At 66.1% G+C, this 20,272-nt stretch carries 16 protein-coding genes; 10 read left to right on the top strand and 6 right to left on the bottom strand.

Annotated elements, in window-relative coordinates:
- The first annotated feature begins 93 nt into the window (after positions 1–93).
- From ASE90_RS07995 to ASE90_RS07985, 3 genes are all read left to right on the top strand, one after another.
- Positions 94–1,104, top strand: coding sequence for a phospholipase A (locus ASE90_RS07995; protein ID WP_055998659.1), 1,011 nt, complete (start codon positions 94–96; stop codon positions 1,102–1,104).
- A gap of 44 nt (positions 1,105–1,148) precedes the next feature.
- Positions 1,149–1,700 carry a peroxiredoxin gene (locus tag ASE90_RS07990; protein WP_055998657.1) on the top strand — a complete coding sequence of 184 codons (552 nt, stop codon included), beginning with the start codon at positions 1,149–1,151 and terminating at the stop codon, positions 1,698–1,700.
- 124 nt (positions 1,701–1,824) lie between these two features.
- On the top strand, positions 1,825–2,880 hold the full coding sequence (locus ASE90_RS07985; protein ID WP_055998654.1) for a GGDEF domain-containing protein: 1,056 nt from the start codon (positions 1,825–1,827) through the stop codon (positions 2,878–2,880).
- Between the two features lie 260 nt (positions 2,881–3,140).
- Here ASE90_RS07985 and ASE90_RS07980 read toward each other — a convergent pair whose 3' ends face one another.
- Entirely contained in the window at positions 3,141–4,766 is a 1,626-nt protein-coding gene (locus ASE90_RS07980; RefSeq protein ID WP_055998652.1) for an NAD(P)/FAD-dependent oxidoreductase, read from the bottom strand.
- A gap of 87 nt (positions 4,767–4,853) precedes the next feature.
- Here ASE90_RS07980 and ASE90_RS07975 point away from each other — a divergent pair, with 87 nt between their 5' ends.
- Both ASE90_RS07975 and ASE90_RS07970 read left to right on the top strand, forming a co-directional pair.
- On the top strand, positions 4,854–7,235 hold the full coding sequence (locus tag ASE90_RS07975) for a DUF3772 domain-containing protein (RefSeq protein WP_321163776.1): 2,382 nt from the start codon (positions 4,854–4,856) through the stop codon (positions 7,233–7,235).
- Positions 7,232–7,984 carry a dienelactone hydrolase family protein gene (locus ASE90_RS07970; RefSeq protein WP_055998648.1) on the top strand — a complete coding sequence of 251 codons (753 nt, stop codon included), beginning with the start codon at positions 7,232–7,234 and terminating at the stop codon, positions 7,982–7,984. Before ASE90_RS07975 ends, ASE90_RS07970 begins: the two co-directional genes overlap by 4 nt.
- A gap of 234 nt (positions 7,985–8,218) precedes the next feature.
- Here ASE90_RS07970 and ASE90_RS07965 read toward each other — a convergent pair whose 3' ends face one another.
- Both ASE90_RS07965 and ASE90_RS07960 read right to left on the bottom strand, forming a co-directional pair.
- A complete protein-coding gene (locus tag ASE90_RS07965) occupies positions 8,219–8,641 on the bottom strand; it encodes a CoA-binding protein (RefSeq protein ID WP_055998646.1) in 423 nt (140 codons plus the stop codon).
- Position 8,642: 1 nt separating this feature from the next.
- The gene (locus tag ASE90_RS07960) at positions 8,643–9,614 is read right to left on the bottom strand and encodes an Mrp/NBP35 family ATP-binding protein (protein WP_055998644.1); all 972 of its coding nucleotides are present in this window, start codon (positions 9,612–9,614) and stop codon (positions 8,643–8,645) included.
- Between the two features lie 69 nt (positions 9,615–9,683).
- On the opposite strand from ASE90_RS07960, the gene hflK reads away from it, so the two are divergent.
- The 5 genes from hflK to ASE90_RS07935 all read left to right on the top strand — a co-directional run bounded on the left by hflK (position 9,684) and on the right by ASE90_RS07935 (position 16,005).
- Positions 9,684–10,802, top strand: a complete 1,119-nt coding sequence (hflK, locus tag ASE90_RS07955) for a protease modulator HflK (protein WP_055998642.1) — start codon at positions 9,684–9,686, stop codon at positions 10,800–10,802.
- Positions 10,799–11,668: a protease modulator HflC gene (gene hflC, locus ASE90_RS07950; RefSeq protein ID WP_055998640.1), complete on the top strand. Its 870-nt coding sequence runs from the start codon at positions 10,799–10,801 to the stop codon at positions 11,666–11,668. Before hflK ends, hflC begins: the two co-directional genes overlap by 4 nt.
- 94 nt (positions 11,669–11,762) lie before the next feature.
- On the top strand, positions 11,763–13,295 hold the full coding sequence (locus ASE90_RS07945; RefSeq protein WP_055998638.1) for a Do family serine endopeptidase: 1,533 nt from the start codon (positions 11,763–11,765) through the stop codon (positions 13,293–13,295).
- A gap of 110 nt (positions 13,296–13,405) precedes the next feature.
- Entirely contained in the window at positions 13,406–15,076 is a 1,671-nt protein-coding gene (locus ASE90_RS07940; protein WP_055998636.1) for a helicase HerA-like domain-containing protein, read from the top strand.
- Between the two features lie 5 nt (positions 15,077–15,081).
- On the top strand, positions 15,082–16,005 hold the full coding sequence (locus ASE90_RS07935; protein ID WP_162235070.1) for a hypothetical protein: 924 nt from the start codon (positions 15,082–15,084) through the stop codon (positions 16,003–16,005).
- A 66-nt stretch (positions 16,006–16,071) separates the two neighbouring features.
- Here the strand turns inward: ASE90_RS07935 and ASE90_RS07930 are convergent, their stop codons facing one another.
- The 3 genes from ASE90_RS07930 to queF all read right to left on the bottom strand — a co-directional run bounded on the left by ASE90_RS07930 (position 16,072) and on the right by queF (position 20,244).
- The gene (locus tag ASE90_RS07930; RefSeq protein WP_055998632.1) at positions 16,072–17,352 is read right to left on the bottom strand and encodes a glycoside hydrolase family 130 protein; all 1,281 of its coding nucleotides are present in this window, start codon (positions 17,350–17,352) and stop codon (positions 16,072–16,074) included.
- A 37-nt stretch (positions 17,353–17,389) separates the two neighbouring features.
- A complete protein-coding gene (locus tag ASE90_RS07925) occupies positions 17,390–19,657 on the bottom strand; it encodes a glycosyltransferase family 4 protein (protein ID WP_156361504.1) in 2,268 nt (755 codons plus the stop codon).
- A gap of 143 nt (positions 19,658–19,800) precedes the next feature.
- Positions 19,801–20,244, bottom strand: a complete 444-nt coding sequence (queF, locus tag ASE90_RS07920) for a preQ(1) synthase (protein ID WP_055998628.1) — start codon at positions 20,242–20,244, stop codon at positions 19,801–19,803.
- Positions 20,245–20,272: the final 28 nt, after the last annotated feature.

The raw sequence follows: 20,272 nt of genomic DNA, 5'->3' as shown, positions 1-20,272 counted from the left end.
GGCCTTTGCATTGCGAACCGTCAGATAGGCGGTGGAGCGGGCAAAGCGCAAACGATGCTCGCGGTTGTCGCAAATGGCTGGCACAGATGGCCCATGATCGCGCTCGCCCTGCTGCTCGCCGCCCCGCCACAAGTTCGAATCGTTGCCGAACCGCCCGCTTCGGTCGCCGCGGCGGAGGCCGGGGTACAGGTATTCGCGCTCAACGAAGGCGGTGAAGCGGTCGAAGTGGTACCGACCGAAATGACGGTCGTTACCGGCGACGGTGCCCGGTTGCGGATCGTGCCAGCCGAACCGACGGCAGCCACCGTCGCGCCGGGTGGGTTTCAGGCGCTGCGCTACCGGGTCGCCCCGTCTGCGGTCGCGCAGGTCGCGCCAGCCGCGCCGGCGACCATGCCGGGCGGCGAGTCGACCGTTGCAACGGCGGCAGGTGCAACATCGGGCTTTCTCGACCGGTTCGAACCACATGCGCCGATCTACGGCGTGTTCGGCCTCGGATCGGACGGGGCGAAGCTGCAATTCAGCCTCGCGGTCCGCCCGTTCGAGGGTGCCGGCGCGCTCGACGGGGTGCGCCTGGCATGGACGCAAACGATGTTCTGGGCGATCGACCAGCCGTCCGGGCCGTTCCGTTCCACCACCTACAGCCCCGAAGTCTATTATCAGCGCGCGCTGCGCGACGATATCGTCGGTGCGGTCGGCTATGCCCATGATTCGAACGGGCGTGACGCCGGATCGATCGACGTGAACCGCCTGTTCGCCTCGGCCAGCTACGCGGTGCCGATCGGCAATGGCTGGCGCGTCGAGGTAACGCCGAAGCTGTGGACCTATGTCGGCACCGGCTATCGCGATCTTGACCGCTATTGGGGCAACTGGTCGCTAGGGGCCGCGATCGGACAGACCGATGGCCTGCGCATCGCCGCCTCGCTGCGCAATCCGGCGGGCAGGCGACGCGCGGGCGAGGTGTTCGCCTCCTATCCGCTCACCCGGATCGGTGGCGGCACCGGACTGTACGTTTTCGGACAGGCGTTCAGCGGTTACGGCGAGGCGATCGACGATTATCGTCGGCGCAGCTCGAGCGCGCGTCTAGGCATCGCTTTCACGCGTTAGCATACCCCGTTCTCACGACGACCTTTCGACCAAGGAACCGCCCGATGCGTATCGCCCTGCTTGCCGCTGCCCTGACCCTGCCCTTTGCCGCGCCGCTCTCCGCCGCGCTCGCGCCCGGTGCGAAGGCACCCGATTTCACCACCCGGGCGGCGATCGCCGGCAAGGCGTTCACGCTCAACCTGCGGTCGCAGCTGCGCAAGGGACCGGTGGTTCTGTACTTCTTCCCCGCGGCGTTCACCGGCGGTTGCAATGCCGAGGCGAAGGCGTTTGCCGATTCGGTCGATCAGTTCAAGGCGGCGGGCGCGACCGTGATCGGCATGTCGGCCGACCCGATCGATAAACTGCAGGCGTTTTCGAACGAGCATTGCGCCGGCCGTTTCGCCGTCGCCAGCGCGGGACCGCGCGTGATCCAGGGCTTCGACGTCGCGCTCAACCGCCCCGCCGCCGCCGATGGCAAGGCGCGCACGATGACCACGCGCACCAGCTATGTCATTGGCCGCGATGGCCGGATCGCCTTCGTCCATTCGGACATGAACCCTGCCGACCATGTCCGCACCACGCTGGCGGCGGTACGCGGCCTCGCCGCGCCGCGCTGAGGCGAACCGCGTACGGGATGTTAATCGTGCATCAATCGTGAATCGGCGGGCAACCCGATCTTAGCAAAGGCAGCATATTCCTTCTGTCCACGGTTTCGTGGGCGGAGGGAAATGCGCGGTGTATATGGAAAGAATCGGTAGCGTGACCCCGGCCGGCAACGGCCTGGTTCGTGCGATCCTCACTTTCCTCGAAGACCAGCGGCTCGAACCCACGCCCGTCAACTATACCTTTGCCTATCGGGTGATGAGCGACCCGGCAGGGGCCCTTGCCCGCGAGGTCGCACGGCGGACCGATGGCGGCTTTCGTCTGAGCAGCGGCGAGGTCGAGATGCTGGGCAACGCCATCGAACCGGGTACGCGGTCTTTCAATCCCGCCGATCCGGCCCCCGCCCCGGTCGAACCGGCCCCTGCCGACAGCGCCGACGCCGAACGGGCCGCCGAAACCCAGCGGCAGGTCGCCGGATTCGAATCGATGGTGTCGGCAATCCATAACGAAACCCGCGATTTCGGTCGCGATCTGGCGGCCAGTGCCGATGCGCTCAGCGCCGTGCCGGGGACCGATGTCGTCTCGGCGATCGCCGAACTCGCGCGGATCACTGCGTCGATGCGGGCACGGGTCGATATCGCCGAAACGCGGCTGGCACAGGCGACGCGCGAGGCGAGCGCGTTGCGGCAGGAACTGGCCGTAGCGCATGAGGATGCCCGGCGCGATCCGCTGACCGAACTGCCCAATCGTCGCGCCTTCGAATCGGCGTCGACCGATCGCGACGACGGCCCGTTCCATGTCGCGCTGTGCGACGTCGATCACTTCAAGTCGGTCAACGATCAATACGGCCATCCGGTCGGCGACCGCGTGCTGAAGGCGATTGCGGCGACGCTGGACCGCGAATGTGCCGGGCATCTGGTCGCACGCTATGGCGGGGAGGAATTCGCGTTGCTGATCGGCGGCGTCGACCGGGCGACGGCATTCGACATGCTCGAACGGGCGCGCCGTGCGGTCGGTGCGCGCCGCTACCGCCTGCGCGAGACCGATACGGTGATCGAGGGCGTCACGATGTCGGCCGGTCTGGTGACGTTGCGGCCCGGCGAGACGATCGTCGACGGCGTTGGCCGGGCGGACCAGCTGCTCTACGCGGCGAAACGTGGCGGCCGGGACCAAATGGTTGGCGAAACCGGCTAACTGCTGGCGGAAATTGCGCCAATGTAGCGGCGCTCTTCCAAAACCTTCCGATAAAACCGATACAAATCAGTTAGATAAAGAACTGGCACGACCCCTGCAACGCTGTGGGCATCGCCGGCGAGATGGTTCGCACGGCAAGCAGGGAGTTACCACCATGATCCGCCTCGACCTTCGCCAGCAGTTCGCCGCCGCCTTCGCCGCGTTCTTCGTCTCCGCCCTGTTGCTGTCGGCCGCCGCGCCGGTCGTGCCGATCGCCTGACCTATTTGCCGGTCAGGGCGCGGCCGACCGCCTCCGCGACCTTGATGCCATCGACCGCCGCCGACAGGATGCCACCGGCATAGCCGGCCCCTTCGCCGGCCGGGAAGAGGTTGACGGTGTTGAGGCTTTGAAAGTCATCCCCCCGCACAATCCGCACCGGCGACGAGGTCCGGGTCTCCACCCCGGTCATCACCGCATCGGGATGGTCATATCCCGGAATCGTACGGCCGAACGCGACCAGCGCCTCGCGCATCGCTGCTACGACGAAATCGGGCAGGCATTCGGCCAGATCGGTCAGGTGCACGCCCGGACGATAGGACGGCACGACGCTACGCAGCGCGGTCGACGGCCGGCCTGCGAGGAAGTCGCCGATCAGCTGCGCCGGCGCGCGATAGTCGCCACCGCCCGCCGCATAGGCGCGTTCCTCCCAATGGCGTTGCAGCGCGATGCCCGCCAGCGGATGCCCCGGATAATCGCGCGCCGGATCGATGCCGACGACGATGCCCGAATTGGCGTTGCGTTCGTTGCGCGAATACTGGCTCATGCCGTTGGTCGCGACGCGGCCGGGTTCGGAGGTCGCAGCGACGACGGTGCCGCCCGGACACATGCAGAAACTGTAGACGGTGCGCGCATTGGTGCAGTGGTGCGACAGCGTATAGGCGGCGGCACCCAGATCGGGATGGCCGGCGCAGGCCCCGAAGCGTGCCTGATCGATCCAGCTTTGCGGATGTTCGACGCGCACGCCGATCGAAAACGGCTTGGGTTCGAGAAACACACCGCGATCGTGGAGCATGTGAAAGGTATCGCGGGCGCTGTGGCCGAGTGCCAGCACGACGGGGGCGTCGGTCGCCAGCGTCTCGCCCGTCGACAGCTTCAGGCCGGTCAGCCGCCGGGTGCCGTCGGCCGCCTCCTCCAGTTCGATATCGTCGACGCGGTGCGAGAATCGATATTCGCCGCCAAGTTCCTCGACGGTCGCGCGCATCGATTCGACCATGGTGACGAGGCGGAAGGTGCCGATATGCGGATGCGCCTCGGTCAGGATTTCCTCGGGCGCCCCAGCCTTGACGAATTCGGTCAGCACCTTGCGACCCAGATGGCGCGGGTCTTTGATCTGGCTCCACAATTTGCCGTCGGAAAAGGTGCCGGCGCCCCCTTCGCCGAACTGCACGTTCGATTCGGGGTTCAGCTCGCTGCGCCGCCACAGGCCCCAGGTATCCTGCGTCCGCTGCCGCACAACCTTGCCGCGTTCGAGGATGATCGGACGGAACCCCATTTGCGCAAGGATCAGCCCGGCGAACAGCCCGCACGGCCCGGCGCCGACGACGATCGGGCGGGGTCCGGCATAATCGGCGGGTGCCCTCGTGACGAAGCGGTAGCCGGTATCAGGCGTAGGGCCGATGTTACGGTCGCGGCGAACGCGCGCCAGCACCGGTGCTTCGTTGCGGACCGTGACGTCGACCGAATAGACGAGCTGGATATCATCCTTGTCGCGCGCATCATGCGCCTTGCGCGCGACGGTGTACCGGATCAGGTCGCGCGGGGTGATCCGCAACCGATCGCGGATCGCGGCCGTCAGCGCCTCTTCCGGGTGATTGAGGGGCAGTTTGAGTTCGGTGATGCGAAGCATCCGGCCATCTACAGCCTGTCCGCGTGAGGGGGAAGCGTCGCGATTGTCCCGGCGGCGCGATGGCGATAGGCCGGGGGAATGATGGCAATGTTGCGAACCCTGCTGTCGTTGCTGCTGATGGTGACGGCGATCCCGGCGCTGGCGCAGACGGCCGGCGATGTGACCACCCGGCTCGACGGTGCGGCCAGCGAATTGGGGCTGGTCGACGGGGCGCTCGACACGAAGCTGGAACAGGGCGACCGCACCGCGCTGCGTGCGCGGGCGCAGGCGGTGCGGGCGACGACCCTCGACGCCGCGCAGCAACTGACCGGCGATCTGGCGCGGATCGATGCGCGGCTGGCGCAGCTGGGGCCGGCGGCATCGGGCGAAGATCCCGCGATCCGCAGCGAGCGGACCGCGCTTGCGCGGCAGCGGACCACGATCGATTCGGCGACGAAGCGCGCCAAACTGTTGTCGGTCGAGGCACAGCAGTTGATCGACGAGATCCAGGAAGGACAGGCGGCGGAGATCAGCCAGAAATGGTTCGGTCACGGTGCTTCGCCGCTGACCCCGACCTTCTGGAGCGCGATATTCCGTGCGGTGCCGCGCGATGCGCATCGGATCGAGCGGTTCGTCGCCGCCGAGGTCGGCACGGTTGCCGCCGCCACGCCGGGGCGGATGTGGCTAGCGTTGCTGGGGTTCGCCATCGCCATCCTCTTGCTGGGACCGGCGCGGCTGGCGGCCGGACGGGTCGGCCAGCGGCTGTTGATCGAGGGTGCGCCCGGGCGGCGGGTACGACGATCGGCCAATGCGCTGGGCCGGGTCTTCGTCGGTACGCTCGCGCCGCTGCTCGCCGCCGTGGCGGTGCTGGCCGGGCTGCGCTGGGCCGGGCTGGTCGCGCCGAGCTGGAGCGCGATGCTCGATCAGTGGCTGGTGGCGATCGGTTTTACCGGCTTCACCAGTTCGGTGCTGGGCGCGGTGCTGATGCGGGGCAGCCCGAGCTGGCGGATCGCACCGATCGGCGATGCGGTCGCGGCGCGGCTGCGACCCTATTCGTTCCTGCTGGCGCTGCTCGCCGGCTTCGCAATCGCGATCGATGCCGGGCACAGCGCGATCGGGACCAGTGCCGCCGCGCGGACCGCGACCGCCGCCGTGCTGGCGCTGGCGCATATCCTGTTGATCGCAGCGGCGTTGTTCGCGATCGGCCGGTTGCGGGCGGAGGCGAGCGCGGGCGAGGATGCGCCGGCGCGTACCGGATTGGCGGCCGTCACGTTGTTCGCATGGTGCGTCGCGGGCGTCGCGCTGCTGGCATTGGCGGCGGGGTATATCGGGTTCGGCCTGTCGGTCGGGCAGATGGCGGCGTGGACGCTGGTGCTGGGTGCGGCGGTCTATCTGGCGCTGGCCGCGATCGACGATGTTGCGACGACGGTGTTCGAACGGTCGAGTCCGCTCGGCCTTGCGCTGACCCGCGGACTGGGGCTGCGCGGCGGCACGGTCGACCAGTTCGGGGTGCTGCTGTCGGGGGTGCTGCGGGTGCTGCTGGCGGTGCTGGCGCTGGCATTGTGGCTGTTGCCGTTCGGCGGCAGCGGGGTAGCCGATATCCTGACGCGGCTGGGCGATCTGGCGCGCGGGGTGCAGGTCGGCGGCGTTACGATCTCCCCCGGCGCGATCCTGCGATCGGTGCTGGTGCTGGCGATCGGCCTGACGCTGGTGCGCGGGTTCATGCGCTGGCTGGAGGGGCGGTATCTTCCCGCCACCGAACTGGATGGCAGCGGACGCAATTCGGTCAGCCTCGTCGCGCGCTATGTCGGGATCGCGCTGGCGGTGATCTGGGCACTGGCGTCGCTGGGCATCGGGGTCGAGCGGATCGCGCTGCTGCTTTCGGCGCTGTCGGTCGGCATCGGGTTCGGCTTGCAGGCGATCACCCAGAATTTCGTGTCGGGCCTGATCCTGCTCGCCGAACGGCCGATCAAGATCGGTGATCTGATCCGCGTCGGCACCGACGAAGGCGATGTGAAGCGGATCAGCGTGCGATCGACCGAGATCACGCTCGCCGATCATTCGACGCTGATCGTGCCCAATTCCGAACTCATCACCAAATCGGTGCTCAACAAGACGCTGGCCAGCCCGCTGGGGCGGATACAGGTGCAGTTTTCGGTCCCGATCAACGTCGATGCGGCGGCGGTCCAGCAACTGGTGATGGATGCGTTCGCGCGGGAAGCGGCGGTGCTGACCGATCCGGCCCCCGCCGCGTTCATCGACGCGATCGTCAATGACCGCATCGCGTTCAACTGTTTCGGGCATGTCGAATCGCCGCGCGCCGCGTATCGGGCGCGCAGCAACATCCTGCTCGACCTGCTCACACGGTTCCGGGCGGAAGGGATCGAGATGGGCACGGTGCCGCAGCGTCTGGAACTGGTGACGGCCTCGCCGGGCGATCCCGTTCCCCCCTTGTCAGTCGATCCCGCAGGCGGCACGGCGCGGTCATGATCCTGCGCAACGACGAATTTGCCGACCTTCCCACCACCGACGGCGGGGTGATGCGGACCCATGTCTTTCGCCCGGTGGCGGAAGGACGGTTTCCGGGGGTGGTGCTCTATTCCGAAATCTATCAGGTGACCGCACCGATCCGGCGGCTGGCGGCGTTCATCGCGGGGCACGGCTATGTCGTCGCGGTGCCGGAGGTCTATCATGAATATGAGGCACCCGGCACGGTGCTGGCGTACGACAAGCCGGGCACCGATCGCGGCAACGATCTGAAGTTCGCCAAGCCGGTGGCGGGGTTCGATGCCGATGCGGCGCTGGTCCTCGATTTTCTGAGCAGCCATCCGGCGTGTTCGGGGCGGATCGGGGTGGCGGGCGTGTGCCTTGGCGGGCACCTCGCCTATCGCGCCGCGCTCGATCCCCGCGTGGCGGCGGCGGCGTGTTTCTATCCGACCGATATCCATTCTGCGACGCTGGGCGCTGGACGCTGTGACGACAGTCTGGCGCGGATCGGCGAGATCGCGGGCGAGATGCTGTTCGTGTGGGGGCGGCAGGACCCGCATGTGCCCTATGCCGGGCGGCAGGCGATTCGCGAGGCGCTGGAAGCGGCAGCTACGGTCTATGAATGGCATGAGGTGAATGCGCAGCATGCGTTCCTGCGCGATGAGGGGCCGCGCTATGATCCGGCGTTGTTCGTGACGACGACGGGGTGGATGCTGGGGCTGTTCGCAAGGGTTTTGGGCGGGCGGGTTTGAGCCTGCCCTGATCTCTTCCCGCACCCGTTTGCTTCTCGACAGGCTCGAAACTGCTCGAACCGAACGGTTCGGATTTGGTCCAGGAAAGAGGTTCCACCCCCGTTTGTCCTAAGTAGCCATTGAGCTTGTCGAAATGGCGTATCGAAGGACCATCGCAGGTACTTCGATACGGGTCTTCGACAGGCTCAGCCCCTACTCAGCACGAACGGAAGGGAATTGAGAGACGTACGGGTCTCACCCGACCGCCGCGACCCCCAGCCGCGGAATCTCGATCTTCGGACAGCGATCCATGACGACGTGCAAGCCTGCCGCCTCCGCACGTCCGGCGGCGGCTTCGTTGACGACGCCAAGCTGCATCCACACCGCCTTCGCACCGGCCGCGATGGCGGCATCCACCGCCTCGCCGGCGGCGGCCGAGTTGCGGAAGATGTCGACGATATCGATCGGCTCCCCGATCTGGTCGAGGTCGCGGAACACGAATTCGCCGTGGAGATGCTCGCCGGTGATCTGCGGATTGACCGGGATCACGCGATATCCCTGCCGCTGGAGATACGCCATCACGCCGTAGGACGCCCGGTCGGGCCGATCGGACGCGCCGACCAGCGCGATGGTTCGCGCTTCGGTCAGCAGGGTGCGGATGCCGTCGTCGTCGAGCATGTCAGTTTCTCGCCAGCCAGTCGCCGACCCGTGCGGCGATATCCTTGAACGGATCGGCTTCGGCACCGTTCCCGGCCGCAGGCGGCGTGCCGGCGTCGGAAGCGCTGCGAGTCGCGAGCGTCAGCGGGATGCGGCCGAGGAACGGAATGCCGAGCGCCTTTGCCTGGGCCTCCGCGCCGCCGTTGCCGAACGGGTCCGATGTCTCGCCGCAATGCGGACAGACATAGCCGGCCATGTTTTCGACGAGGCCGATGATTGGCACGCCGGCTTTCACGAACAGGTCGATCGCGCGCGTGGCGTCGATCAGCGCAAGGTCCTGCGGCGTCGAGACGATGACCGCGCCCGCCGGCCGGTGCTTCTGGATCATGGTCAGCTGGACGTCGCCGGTACCCGGCGGCATGTCGACGACCAGCGTGTCGGCCATCTCCCAGTGCGCGTCGACCAGCTGCGTCAGCGCGCCGGCCGCCATCGGCCCGCGCCACGCGATCGCCTGTCCCGCCGGCACCAGCTGTCCCATCGACAGCAGCGGTACGCCGAGGCTCGTCGCGACCGGCACCAGTTTCTTGTCGTGCGCCTCGGCCTTGATCCCGTCGACGCCGAGCAGGCGCGGCTGCGAGGGGCCATAGATGTCGGCGTCGACCATGCCGACCTTCCGGCCCGAACGGGCGAGCGCGATGGCGAGATTGGCGGCGAGGGTCGATTTGCCGACCCCGCCCTTGCCGCTGGCTACGGCGATGATGCGCTGGGCCGCACGTTCGCTGGTCTGCGCTACGCGGACGCCGACGATGCCCGGCGCGGTCAGTGCCGCCGCGCGGACATCCGCCTCCAGCGCGTCGCGCGCCGCCGGGGGCAGGCCGGTCACATCGAGGATGATGCTCGCCTGATCGCCGGTCACCCGCACGGTCGCGCGCCCGGCGGCGACGGGGGCGAGCAACGCGTCGAGCGCGGCGGCGGGGGGCGAAGATGCAGTCATGGCCGCGATGTAGCGTCGCCCAAGCGCGTTACCACTGTAAAAGGGAGGGCGGCCCCCTATAAAGGAAGGATGCGATGGATCATGGGGTGGCGCCGACGCGCGCAAGTGCTGGGGATGAGCGACAAGGGCCCATGGGGCGGCGGCGGCGATTCCGGCAACGGACCGGGCGGCGGCGGCGATGACGGTCCGCGCAATCCCTGGTCGCTGCCGCCCGCGGGCAAGCGCAGCCGGATCGGCGGATCGACCTCGCTCGACGAATTCCTGAAGCGCGCGCGCAGCGGCGGGCCGGGTGGCGGACCGTCCTTTCCGGCCAATGCCGGGCGGCTGTGGCTGGCGGCGGTGGCGGCATTGGTGCTGGTGTGGATCGGCTTCACCAGCTTTCATTCGATCGGCCCGCAGGAACGTGGCGTCGTGACCATGTTCGGCAAATATACCAGCACGCTCAACCCCGGTATCCAGTTCACCTTGCCCGCGCCGATCATGCGCGTGCAAGTTGAGGACGTGCAAAACACCCGTACCGAATCCTTTCCGGAGGGCAGCCAGCCCAATCTGATGCTGACCGGCGACCAGAATATCGTCGATCTGGCGTATTCAGTGCGCTGGAACATCAAGTCGCCCGAGGATTACGTCTTTGAGATCAAGAATCCGAAGGAAACGGTGCGCGCCGTCGCCGAGAGTGCGATGCGTGCGGCGGTGGCGGGGAAGAACCTTACCCAGGCGATCGGTTCGGGACGCGGCGAGATCGAGGCCGAGGTGCAGACGCGTATGCAGGCGCTGCTCGACGAATATCAATCGGGCGTACGCGTGCTTGGCATCAGCATCCAGAAGGCGGCGGCCCCGGTCGAAGTCGACGACGCGTTCAAGGCAGTGACGGCGGCGCAGCAGGAGGCGCAGTCGAATCTGAACCGCTCGCGCGCCTATGCACAGCAGGTGATCGCCCGCGCGCAGGGTGATGCGACCGAATTCGACAAGATTTACGAACAATATCGGCTGTCGCCCGACGTGACCCGGCGGCGGCTCTATTACGAGACCATGGAGCAGGTGTTGAACCGCGCCGACAAGACGATCGTCCAGCCCGGCGTTCAGGCCTATCTGCCGCTGCCCGAAGTGCGCCGCCAGCAACAGGCAACGCCCGAACCGCAGGCACCCCCGACGCCGCAGGCGCAGCCGACAGGAGCGACACGATGAGCCGGGTGTTGCGCAATCCGATGGCGGCGGGCATCGCGCTGCTGGTGCTGGTCATCCTGTTGTTCAGTACGATCGTAATCGTGCCGGAGACGCGGCAGGCGGTGATCCTGCGCTTCCAGCAGCCGGTCGGCACGCTCAATCCGTATCGCGCCGATCAGCCGTTCGGGCGGACCGGGGCCGGGCTGGTCGCCAAGATCCCGTTTTTTGACCGGGTGGTGTGGATCGACAAGCGGGTGCTGGATATCGAGCTCAACAATCAGCCAGTGCTGTCGACCGATCAGCTGCGGCTGGAGGTTGACGCCTTTGCCCGGTTCCGCATCGTCGACCCGTTGCAGGCGGTGATTTCGACCGGTTCGACCGCCAACACCGAAGAGCGCGTCGCCAACCAGCTCGAACCGTTGCTGTCGTCGGCATTGCGCGCCGAACTGGGGCGTCGTCCGTTCGCGTCGTTGCTCAGCCCGGAGCGTGGCGCGGTGATGGACAATATCCAGAATGCGTTGCAACGCACTGCGCGCCAGTACGGTGCGGAGATCGTCGACGTGCGGATCAAGCATGCCGACCTGCCCGATGGCAGCCCGCTAGAATCGGCGCTGGCGCGGATGCGCTCGGCACGCGAACAGGAAGCGGCGACGATCGCGGCACAGGGCCAGCGAGATGCGCAGGTCGTCCGCGCCAATGCCGAGGCGGAGGCCGCGCGCATCTATGCGGCAAGCTTTGGCAAGGATGCCGATTTCTACGCGTTCTGGCGGGCGATGCAGTCGTATCGCACCACCTTTGCCGGGGCACCGAACCAGAGCGGCAGCACGTCGATCATCCTGTCGCCCGAAAACGGGTATCTTCGCGAATTCGGTGGTCGGGAACGCTAAAACCCCGCCGAACATTCAAACCGCGTTCAGCAAGGCAATGGCAGGTTAACGGCTCGAAGGGGTCGTGAGCCTAATTCGAGAGGACCATTCAACAGTGCGTTACGCCTACGCCATTACTTCCGCTCTATTGCTGGGCGGCGCCGCCGCGACCCTGACGCTCAATCCGTCGGGGGCGCAGACCGCGCAGAACGAACCCGGCGCGATCAACGCCATGTCCGCACCGCGCGCCGGCGCGCCGATGAGCTTCGCTGACATGGTGACCCGGCTTTCGCCCGCGGTCGTCAACATCTCGACCACGCAGCGCATCACCGTCCAGCAGCAGGCGAACCCGTTCCAGGGTACGCCGCTGGAGCAGTTCTTTGGTGGACGCGGCGGTGGCGGTGGCGGCGGCCGGACCCAGGAGGCGCAGTCGCTCGGCTCGGGCTTCCTTATTTCGAACGACGGCTATATCGTCACCAACAACCACGTGGTCTCGGCCGGAGCGGAAGGCGCGACGGTCGAATCGATTACCGTGACGCTGGCCGATCAGAAGGAGTATAAGGCGAAGCTGATCGGACGCGATGCGCTGTCCGACCTTGCGGTGCTGAAGATCGACGGTCCGAACTTCCCGTTCGTCCGCTTCGGTGATTCACGTCAGGCACGGGTCGGCGACTGGGTGCTGACGATTGGCAACCCGCTCGGCCAGTCGGGCACGGTGACTGCCGGCATCATCTCGGCGCTGAACCGCGTCGGGCAGGGGCCGTATGACCGCTTCATTCAGACCGATGCGGCGATCAACCGCGGCAATTCGGGCGGACCGATGTTCGATATGCAGGGCAATGTCATCGGCATCAATTCGCAGATCCTGTCGCCGACCGGTGGCAATATCGGCATCGGCTTCGCGATTCCCGCCGAACAGGCCAAGCCGATCGTCGACAAGCTGATGAAGGGTCAGTCGGTCGCACGCGGCTATCTGGGCCTCGGCCCGCAGGATGTCAGCGAAGACATCGCCAACGCGCTGGGCATCAGCAAGGATCGCGGCGCATTGGTGCGTAGCGTTTCGCCGGGCGAACCGGCAGCGCGGGCCGGCATCCGCGTCGGTGACGTGGTTCTTGCGATCAACGGCAAGGAAATCACCCCGCAACAGTCGCTGACCTATCTGGTCGGGCTGGAAGCACCGGGCAGCCGCGTCACGCTCGACGTCCTGCGCGACGGCCGTCGTCAGCAGATTCCGGTGACGCTGGGCACGCGTCCGTCGGAAGAACAGTTGCAGGCGCAGGACGAACGCTTCGACCCGAACGAGGCGCCCAACAATCCGCCCGCGAACGACAGCCTGTCGGCGACCGCCGGCATGGCGGTGCAGCCGCTCAACCCGTCGATCGCACGGCAGCTCGGGCTGGACGCATCGACGCGTGGTGTCGTGATCGTTGCGGTCGATCCGAACAGCGATGCGGCGGCCAAACAGTTGCGGCGCGGCTTCGTCATCCTGTCGGCGGATCGTCAGCCGGTGACGTCATCGGCCGAGCTTGCCCGCGCGGTCGCGGCGGCACGTGCTGCGAAACGCAAGCTGTTGTTGCAGATCCAGCCGATTGGTCCCGGCGGATCGGTCCCACCGGCCTTCGTCGCGATCGCGGTCGACAACCGGTAAGTACGAGAAGGGCGGCGGTCATCGGGATCGCCGCCCTTTTTACGTGCAAAACGCGCGATTTACGTAGACTTTAAACTAGGTAAGTATCCTGCCACGACAGGGGGCAGGGCATGATCGATACTACCGAACTCTTTGTGGGCGCGACTGGAACTGGCGTCCGCCAATCGCTGGTACTGAAACGCGCCAATCGCCACGGACTGATCGCGGGGGCGACCGGCACCGGCAAGACGGTGACGTTGCAGGGACTGGTCGAAAACTTTTCCGCTGCCGGCGTTCCGGTGTTCGTCGCCGATGTGAAGGGAGACCTGTCAGGCATCGCGATGGCCGGCAGCGCGACCGCAAAGCCGCACGCTGCCTTTGCCGAACGCGCCGCCGTTTGTCGCGACAGCGACTGGCAATATCGCGAGACGCCGGTCGTGTTCTGGGACCTGTTCGGGGACGCCGGCCATCCGATCCGGGCGACGGTGTCGGAAATGGGACCGTTGCTGCTCAGCCGGATGCTGAACCTGAACGACGTACAGGAAGGGGTGCTGACCATCGCCTTCCACGTCGCCGACGAAGACGGGCTGCTGCTGCTCGACCTCGACGATTTGCAGGCGATGCTGGTGCATGTCGCCGGGCGGGCCGACGAACTGACCACCCGGTACGGCAATGTCGGCAAGCAATCGGTGGGCGCGATCCAGAGGGCACTGCTGCAATTGCGGACCCAGGGCGGCGACCGGTTTTTTGGCGAGCCGGCGCTCGACCTTGCCGATTTCCAACGGGTAAGCGACGACGGGCGCGGCATCGTATCGGTATTGGCCGCCGACAAGCTGATGGCATCGCCGCGGCTTTATGCGACGTTTCTGCTGTGGTTGCTGTCCGAATTGTTCGAGACGCTGCCCGAGATCGGCGATCCTGACAAACCGGTGCTCGTGTTCTTCTTCGACGAAGCACATCTATTGTTCGACGATGCGTCCGACGCGCTGATCGACAAGGTCGAACAGGTTGTGCGGCTGATCCGGTCGAAGGGCGTAGGCATCTATTTCGTGACGCAGAATCCGGTCGATATTCCCGATGCGGTCGCGGCGCAGCTGGGCAACCGGGTGCAACATGCGCTGCGGGCGTTCACGCCCAGGGAAGCACGGGCGATCCGGGCAGCGGCGGAGACGTTCCGTGCCAATCCCGGCGTCGACGTGGGGCAGGCGATCACCGAATTGAAGACCGGCGAGGCGCTGGTGTCGGTGTTGCAGGCGGATGGATCGCCCAGCCCGGTCGAGCGGACGCTGATCCGGCCGCCGCGATCGCGGGTCGGACCGGTGACCCCGGTCGAACGCGGCGTGTTGATGGAAACCGATATCATCGGTGACCGCTACGACACCGCGATCGACCGCGAATCGGCAGCCGAACTGTTGGGAGCGAAGGCCGGGGAAGCTGCCGCTGCCGCTGCGGCCGCGAAGGCACAAGTCGCCGCCGACAAGGAAGCTGCGCTGCAGGCGAAGGAAGACGCGCGCGCGGCGAAGGAAGCCGAACGCCGGCGCATTGCCGAACAGCGTGCCGCCGACCGCGCGGCGCAGGAGGAGGAGAAGGCGGCCCGCACGACCGAGCGCGAGGCGGCGAACAATCCATGGAGCCGCGCCACGCAATCGGCAACGCGATCGGCCGGGTCGGCGGTTGGGCGGATCGTCGTCAACGAAATCGGCAAACAGGTGTTCGGCACGACCCGCGGCGGGCGTGCGAAAAGCGGTGGCGTCGTCGGCGGTTTGCTGCGCGGTGTTCTGGGCGGGTTGTTCCGGGGTTGACCGGGATGCGAACGGTCGTCGGCGGGACCGAGACGCCTGATATTCCTCCCGCGCTGTTCGCGATGCCGCCCGGCATGGCGATCCGGTACGAACGGCCCGATCCGGCGCTGGCCGACTATACGACCGGCTATCACCTCTATGCCGCCAGCGGACCGGCATCGATCGGGATGGAGAACTGGTTCCTGCCCGGCACCGCCAATGTCCGGGTGACGCTGAACGCAGGGCCGATCGCGGTGTCGATCGGGCGGCGGATATTCAACCCGATGCCGCAGGCCAGCCTGTGCGGGCCGAGCAGCCATGCGCTGCATACGCTGACCAATGGCGGGATCATGATCGGCTTCGGGGTCAGTGCGCTCGGCTGGTCGCGGTTCTTTGCGGAAGGCGCCGACCGCTATGCCGACCGGATCGTGCCGCTGGACGATGTCGCGTCGCCGGGGTTCGCCGAGCGGCTGGTCGCGACGCTGTCGGCGGTGGAGGACGAGCATGGCGTGAAGGCTGCACTCGACCGGTTCCTGCTCGCCGAGATCGGACCGCCCAGTCCCGACGAAGCGCTGATTCGGCGTATTGCCCTGCTGGTCGTCGACGATGCGCCGGGCGGGCTGGCGCAAGCGGCGCGGGAATGGGATATCTCGCCCGAAGCGCTGCGGCGGATATGCCGCCGGCATTTCGGTTTCCTCCCCAAAACGCTGCTGATCCGCTCGCGTTTCCTGCGTTCGTTGATCCCGTTGATCGAGTCGCGCGGTGAGATCGATTATTCGAGCATCGATCCGGCCTATTTCAGCGCCTCGCATTTCCTGCGGGACTCACATGCGGTGCTTGGCACGACACCGCGGCGGTTTTTGCACGAACAGATCGATTTTCTGGTCGCCAGCCTGCGAGCGCGGGCGGCGGTGCTGGGAACCGCGACACAGGCGCTGCACCGGTTGTGAACCGGTGGCGACGTGGCGGCGGGCACGCCGTTCGTTGGCACGGTTCGCAGCGCCACTAAAGGCGCGTCACATCGCGCCGAGCAGCGCCTCGATCGTAACGAACGCGAAGGCGACCGAGCTGTCGGCGACGCCGTACGGAATGAAGATCCGGTCGCCATGGCGGATCGCGCCGCACGAATAGACGACGTTGGGGACATAGCCCTCGCGGTCCTCGTTCGCCGCTGCAAGGATCGGGTCGCGGGTGCGGCCGATGACCTTCGACGGATCGTCCTTGTCGAGCAGGACCGCACCGATCGCATATTTGCGCATCGCGCCGACGCCATGGGTCAGCAGCAGCCAGCCTTCGTCGATCTCGATCGGCGGACCGCAATTGCCGATCTGCACCAACTCCCATGGATAGACGGGCTTGAGCAGCATCTCGCCCTCGTCCCAATGGGTCAGCCTGTCGGATTTGATGAGGAACAGGTTCTCGCCGTCCTGCCGGCCGATCATCATATATTGCCCGCCGATCTTGCGCGGGAACAGGCCCATGCCCTTGTTACGGGCGGCGCTGCCGGTCATCGGCACGAGATCGAACGCGCGGAAATCGCGGGTGCGCAGCAGTTCGGACTGGATCATCGACCCGTTATAGGCGGTGTAGGTGCCGAGCCATTCGAAGCTGCCGTCATCATGCTGGAAGCGGACGAGGCGCATGTCCTCCAGCCCCTTCGACTGGGCCTGCGTGATCGGGAAGATCACCGTGCCCGACAGCGTCGAATCGCGGTGGCGGAAGACGGTCACCTCACCCTCGGGCGCTTCGTCCTCTTCGCCGATCGCGTCGGCGGCGGTGGCGAAGGGCGGCTCGGGCGCCAGCGTCAGTTCGTTTTCGTCGGTGATGATGCCTTCGCGGAACGCGACCGACGAAATATGGCCTTCGCCCACCGCGCGCAGCGACATCAGGATGCGCAACGACCCGTCGGGCATCCCGGTCTGGTCGAAATGCGGCACCGCGCTGGGGTTCATCAGCGCGGCGGCCGCGTAGCTATATTCGTGACAGAAATAGGCACCGATCAACTGGCGCTTTTCGTCGCCGATCTCGGCACCGTTCAGTCCCAGTACCGTCTCGATCTCGTCATAGCGGGTCATGAACACGCGGCGCGTCTGCCAGTGGCGTGCCTCGAAATCCTTGAGCACGGTTTCGAGTTGCGCGCGCGTTTCCTGCGCCGACATCGCCAGTACTTCGCCGACCAGTCGTTCGGTCCGGCTGGGGGCGGAGCCGTTGCGCTGCCACGCGATATGAAACGGGCGCACCACCACGCGCGAGGGATCGGCGTACAGCCGCATGGGGTGGTTGTAGATATCCAGCATTCGCGCGTCCAATAGTCCCGGCCGAAACCGTAGCCGGTCAGGCTACGGCGCGGCGCGGGTCTGCCACGGATGCGCGGCCCTTTGAAAGGGAAGAAATGGCGCAGGATGCCAATTGCAGCGCGAGAATCGACTCCGCACCCTGATTGCGGTTCAATCCGGTCGGCATCAGTCCGTCGAAACAGCCGCCATCGGCGACGGTCGCCAGCGGCAGGTCGAGATCGTTGGCCCCCAGATACCAGTTATACGCCCTGACCGCTTCGTCCATCCAGCGCCGGTCGCGCGTGGCTTCGAAGGCAGCGGCGCAGGCTTCGACCGTCGCCTGCGCCTCCAGTGGTTGCTGATCGAAGGGCAGCGGGTCGGCATAGGCACGATGGAAGCTTTCGGTGCCGACCGCGCGGAAGCGACCCTCGGGCGAGGTTTGCTGCCCGACGATCCAGTCGAGCGTTTCCAGCCCGACCTTCAGGTAATCGTCGCGCTTCAGCGCCTTGCCGGCGCGGATCATCGCCTCGGGCAGGCGGGCATTGTCATAGGCCAGCACGATTTCGAACCAGCGCCATTCGGGACGACGAGCCGCGTCGAGCAAGGTTACCAGTTCGGCACCGAAACGGGTCGCGATCTCCGTCGAGAGCGCGTGACCGGAATTGACTTCCAGCATCGCCACCGCTGCCAACATCGCAAAGGCACGAGCACGTGGCGAGCCCAGATCGAGTGCGATCGACGCCGTTTGTTCGTACAGGGCGGTCGCCCAGTCGCGATGCTTGCGCGAACGCGCGTCGCGGGCGGTGATGGCCAACGCCCAGAGCGCACGGCCGTTCGAGTCTTCCGACCCTTCATCCTCGCACCAGGTCCGGTCGAAATTCATGAAGTTTCGGAAACGCAGCTTGTCCGGATTCCACGCATATTGGACAAACGATGCATAGATCGTGGTCCATTTGTCGCGTTGAACCTCGTCAAGGTCGTCGATCTGGGACATCAGGATCAGTGCGCGGGCATTGTCGTCGATGCAATATCCGTGGCGGCGATCGGGCACCGAATAGATCGAGTGCTGCAACATGCCGGTCGCATCGCTCATCCGTTCTACTGCGGCAAAATCGGGCGTCAGCGCGGTCAGGTCGGTGCTGGGCCGCACCCGACTGGGACGGGCGGCGACGGCGCGCTCGATCTCGACCATCGCCGCTTCGGCGAGGCACGGGAACAACATCGTCCGGCCACGGGCATAGGCGCGGAGCGCCAGCGTGTCGCGGCGCAGGTCGTTGTCGAGCAGGTCGTTGATTTCGCGCGCGAACGCATCGGCATCGCCGAAATCGACGATCACGCCGTGTTCGTCGGCGAGGATTTCGGTAGCATGGACGTACGGAGTCGATACCACGACCTTGCCGACGCCCACCGCATAGGACAGCGTGCCCGACGTGATTTGCGCCGGATTGCTGTACGGGGTGACGTACAGGTCGGCCGCCTGCAGATAGTCGAGCAGTTCGTCCTGTTCGACGAAGCCGTCGAGGAAACAGACATTGTCGGCGACGCCCAGCCGGGCGGCCTGCGCCTTCAACCGGTCGCGATATGCCTCGCCCTCATGCGCCACGAGATGCGGGTGGGTCGCGCCCAGCACGACATACAGCGCATCGGAATGCTTTGCCGCGACCTGCGGCATCGCATCGATCATCGTTTCGATGCCCTTGTTCGGCGCCAGCAGGCCGAAGGTCAGGACCACGGGACGGCCGGTCCAGCCGAAACGACCCTTCATCGTGTCGGGCACAACGAACGGACGATCATGAACACCGTGCGGGATCGTCACGATCTTGCGCGCATCGGTTCCGTGAACGCGCATCAGGATCTCACGACCCTTGTCGGCCATCACCACCACCTTGGCAGCGCGGCGCAGCAGCGCTTCGAGCACGCGGCGCTCATCCGCATTGGGGGTTTCGAGGATCGTGTGCAGCGTGATAATGACCGGTACGTTCACCCGGTCGAGCAGGCCGACGATATATTCGCCCGCCGACCCGCCATAGATGCCATATTCGTGCTGAACCCAAACCGCCTGCGCCCCGCTCGCCTCAATCCGGCGAGCGGCTTCGAAATAGGCGATACGGTCGTTCTGATCGATCGCGTGGGTAACTTCGGGGGGATAGTCATAGGCGCCGGGCCGGTCGTCCATCGCATAGACGTCGACCGCCAGATCGGGAAACCGATCGCGCAACGCATTATAGGTGTCGGTCGTAAAGGTCGCGAGCCCGCATTTACGCGGCAGGAAGTTACCGATCAGCGCGATACGATCGAGCGGCTTCGTGGCGACCATTCGGTCCATCTGCGTTCCTCTTTGCGATGCGGTGAGCCGCTCCCCGAAGGGGCGGTGTCCATAACCAGAAACATTCCGATACGCATAAAAGTTGCATGATTTGTGCGTTGCGGCAGGATTCGACCGTCGAAACGTTGCCGCAACGCGACGAATCAGCCGCGTCCGCGATATCCGGGCACGTCCTGTTCAGGAATCCACACGCCGGCGGGTTTTTCCCCCGATTGCCAGAACACGTCGATCGGAATGCCGCCTCGCGGATACCAGTAGCCGCCGATACGCAGCCACACCGGGTTCATTTCACGGAACAGGCGCTCGCCGATACCGACGGTGCAATCCTCGTGAAACGCCGCATGGTTACGAAAGGCGCCAAGGAACAGTTTCAGTGATTTCGATTCGACGATCGTCGCACCCGGCACATAATCGATCACCAGATGCGCGAAATCGGGCTGTCCGGTGACCGGGCATAGCGAGGTGAATTCGGGCGAGGTGAAACGCACCAGATACGGCGTGCCGCGCGGGTTCGGAACATAATCGAGTTCGGCGGCTTCCGGGTTGGCGGGAAGCGGGCTGGCCTGGCCAAGGAATTTCGGGTCCATGGCTGCGTATGTAGGAAAAGGCGGGCGC

The sequence above is a fragment of the Sphingomonas sp. Leaf67 genome (assembly GCF_001421965.1).
Lineage (GTDB): Bacteria > Pseudomonadota > Alphaproteobacteria > Sphingomonadales > Sphingomonadaceae > Sphingomonas.
This window is presented reverse-complemented; position numbering and strand designations above follow the sequence as displayed.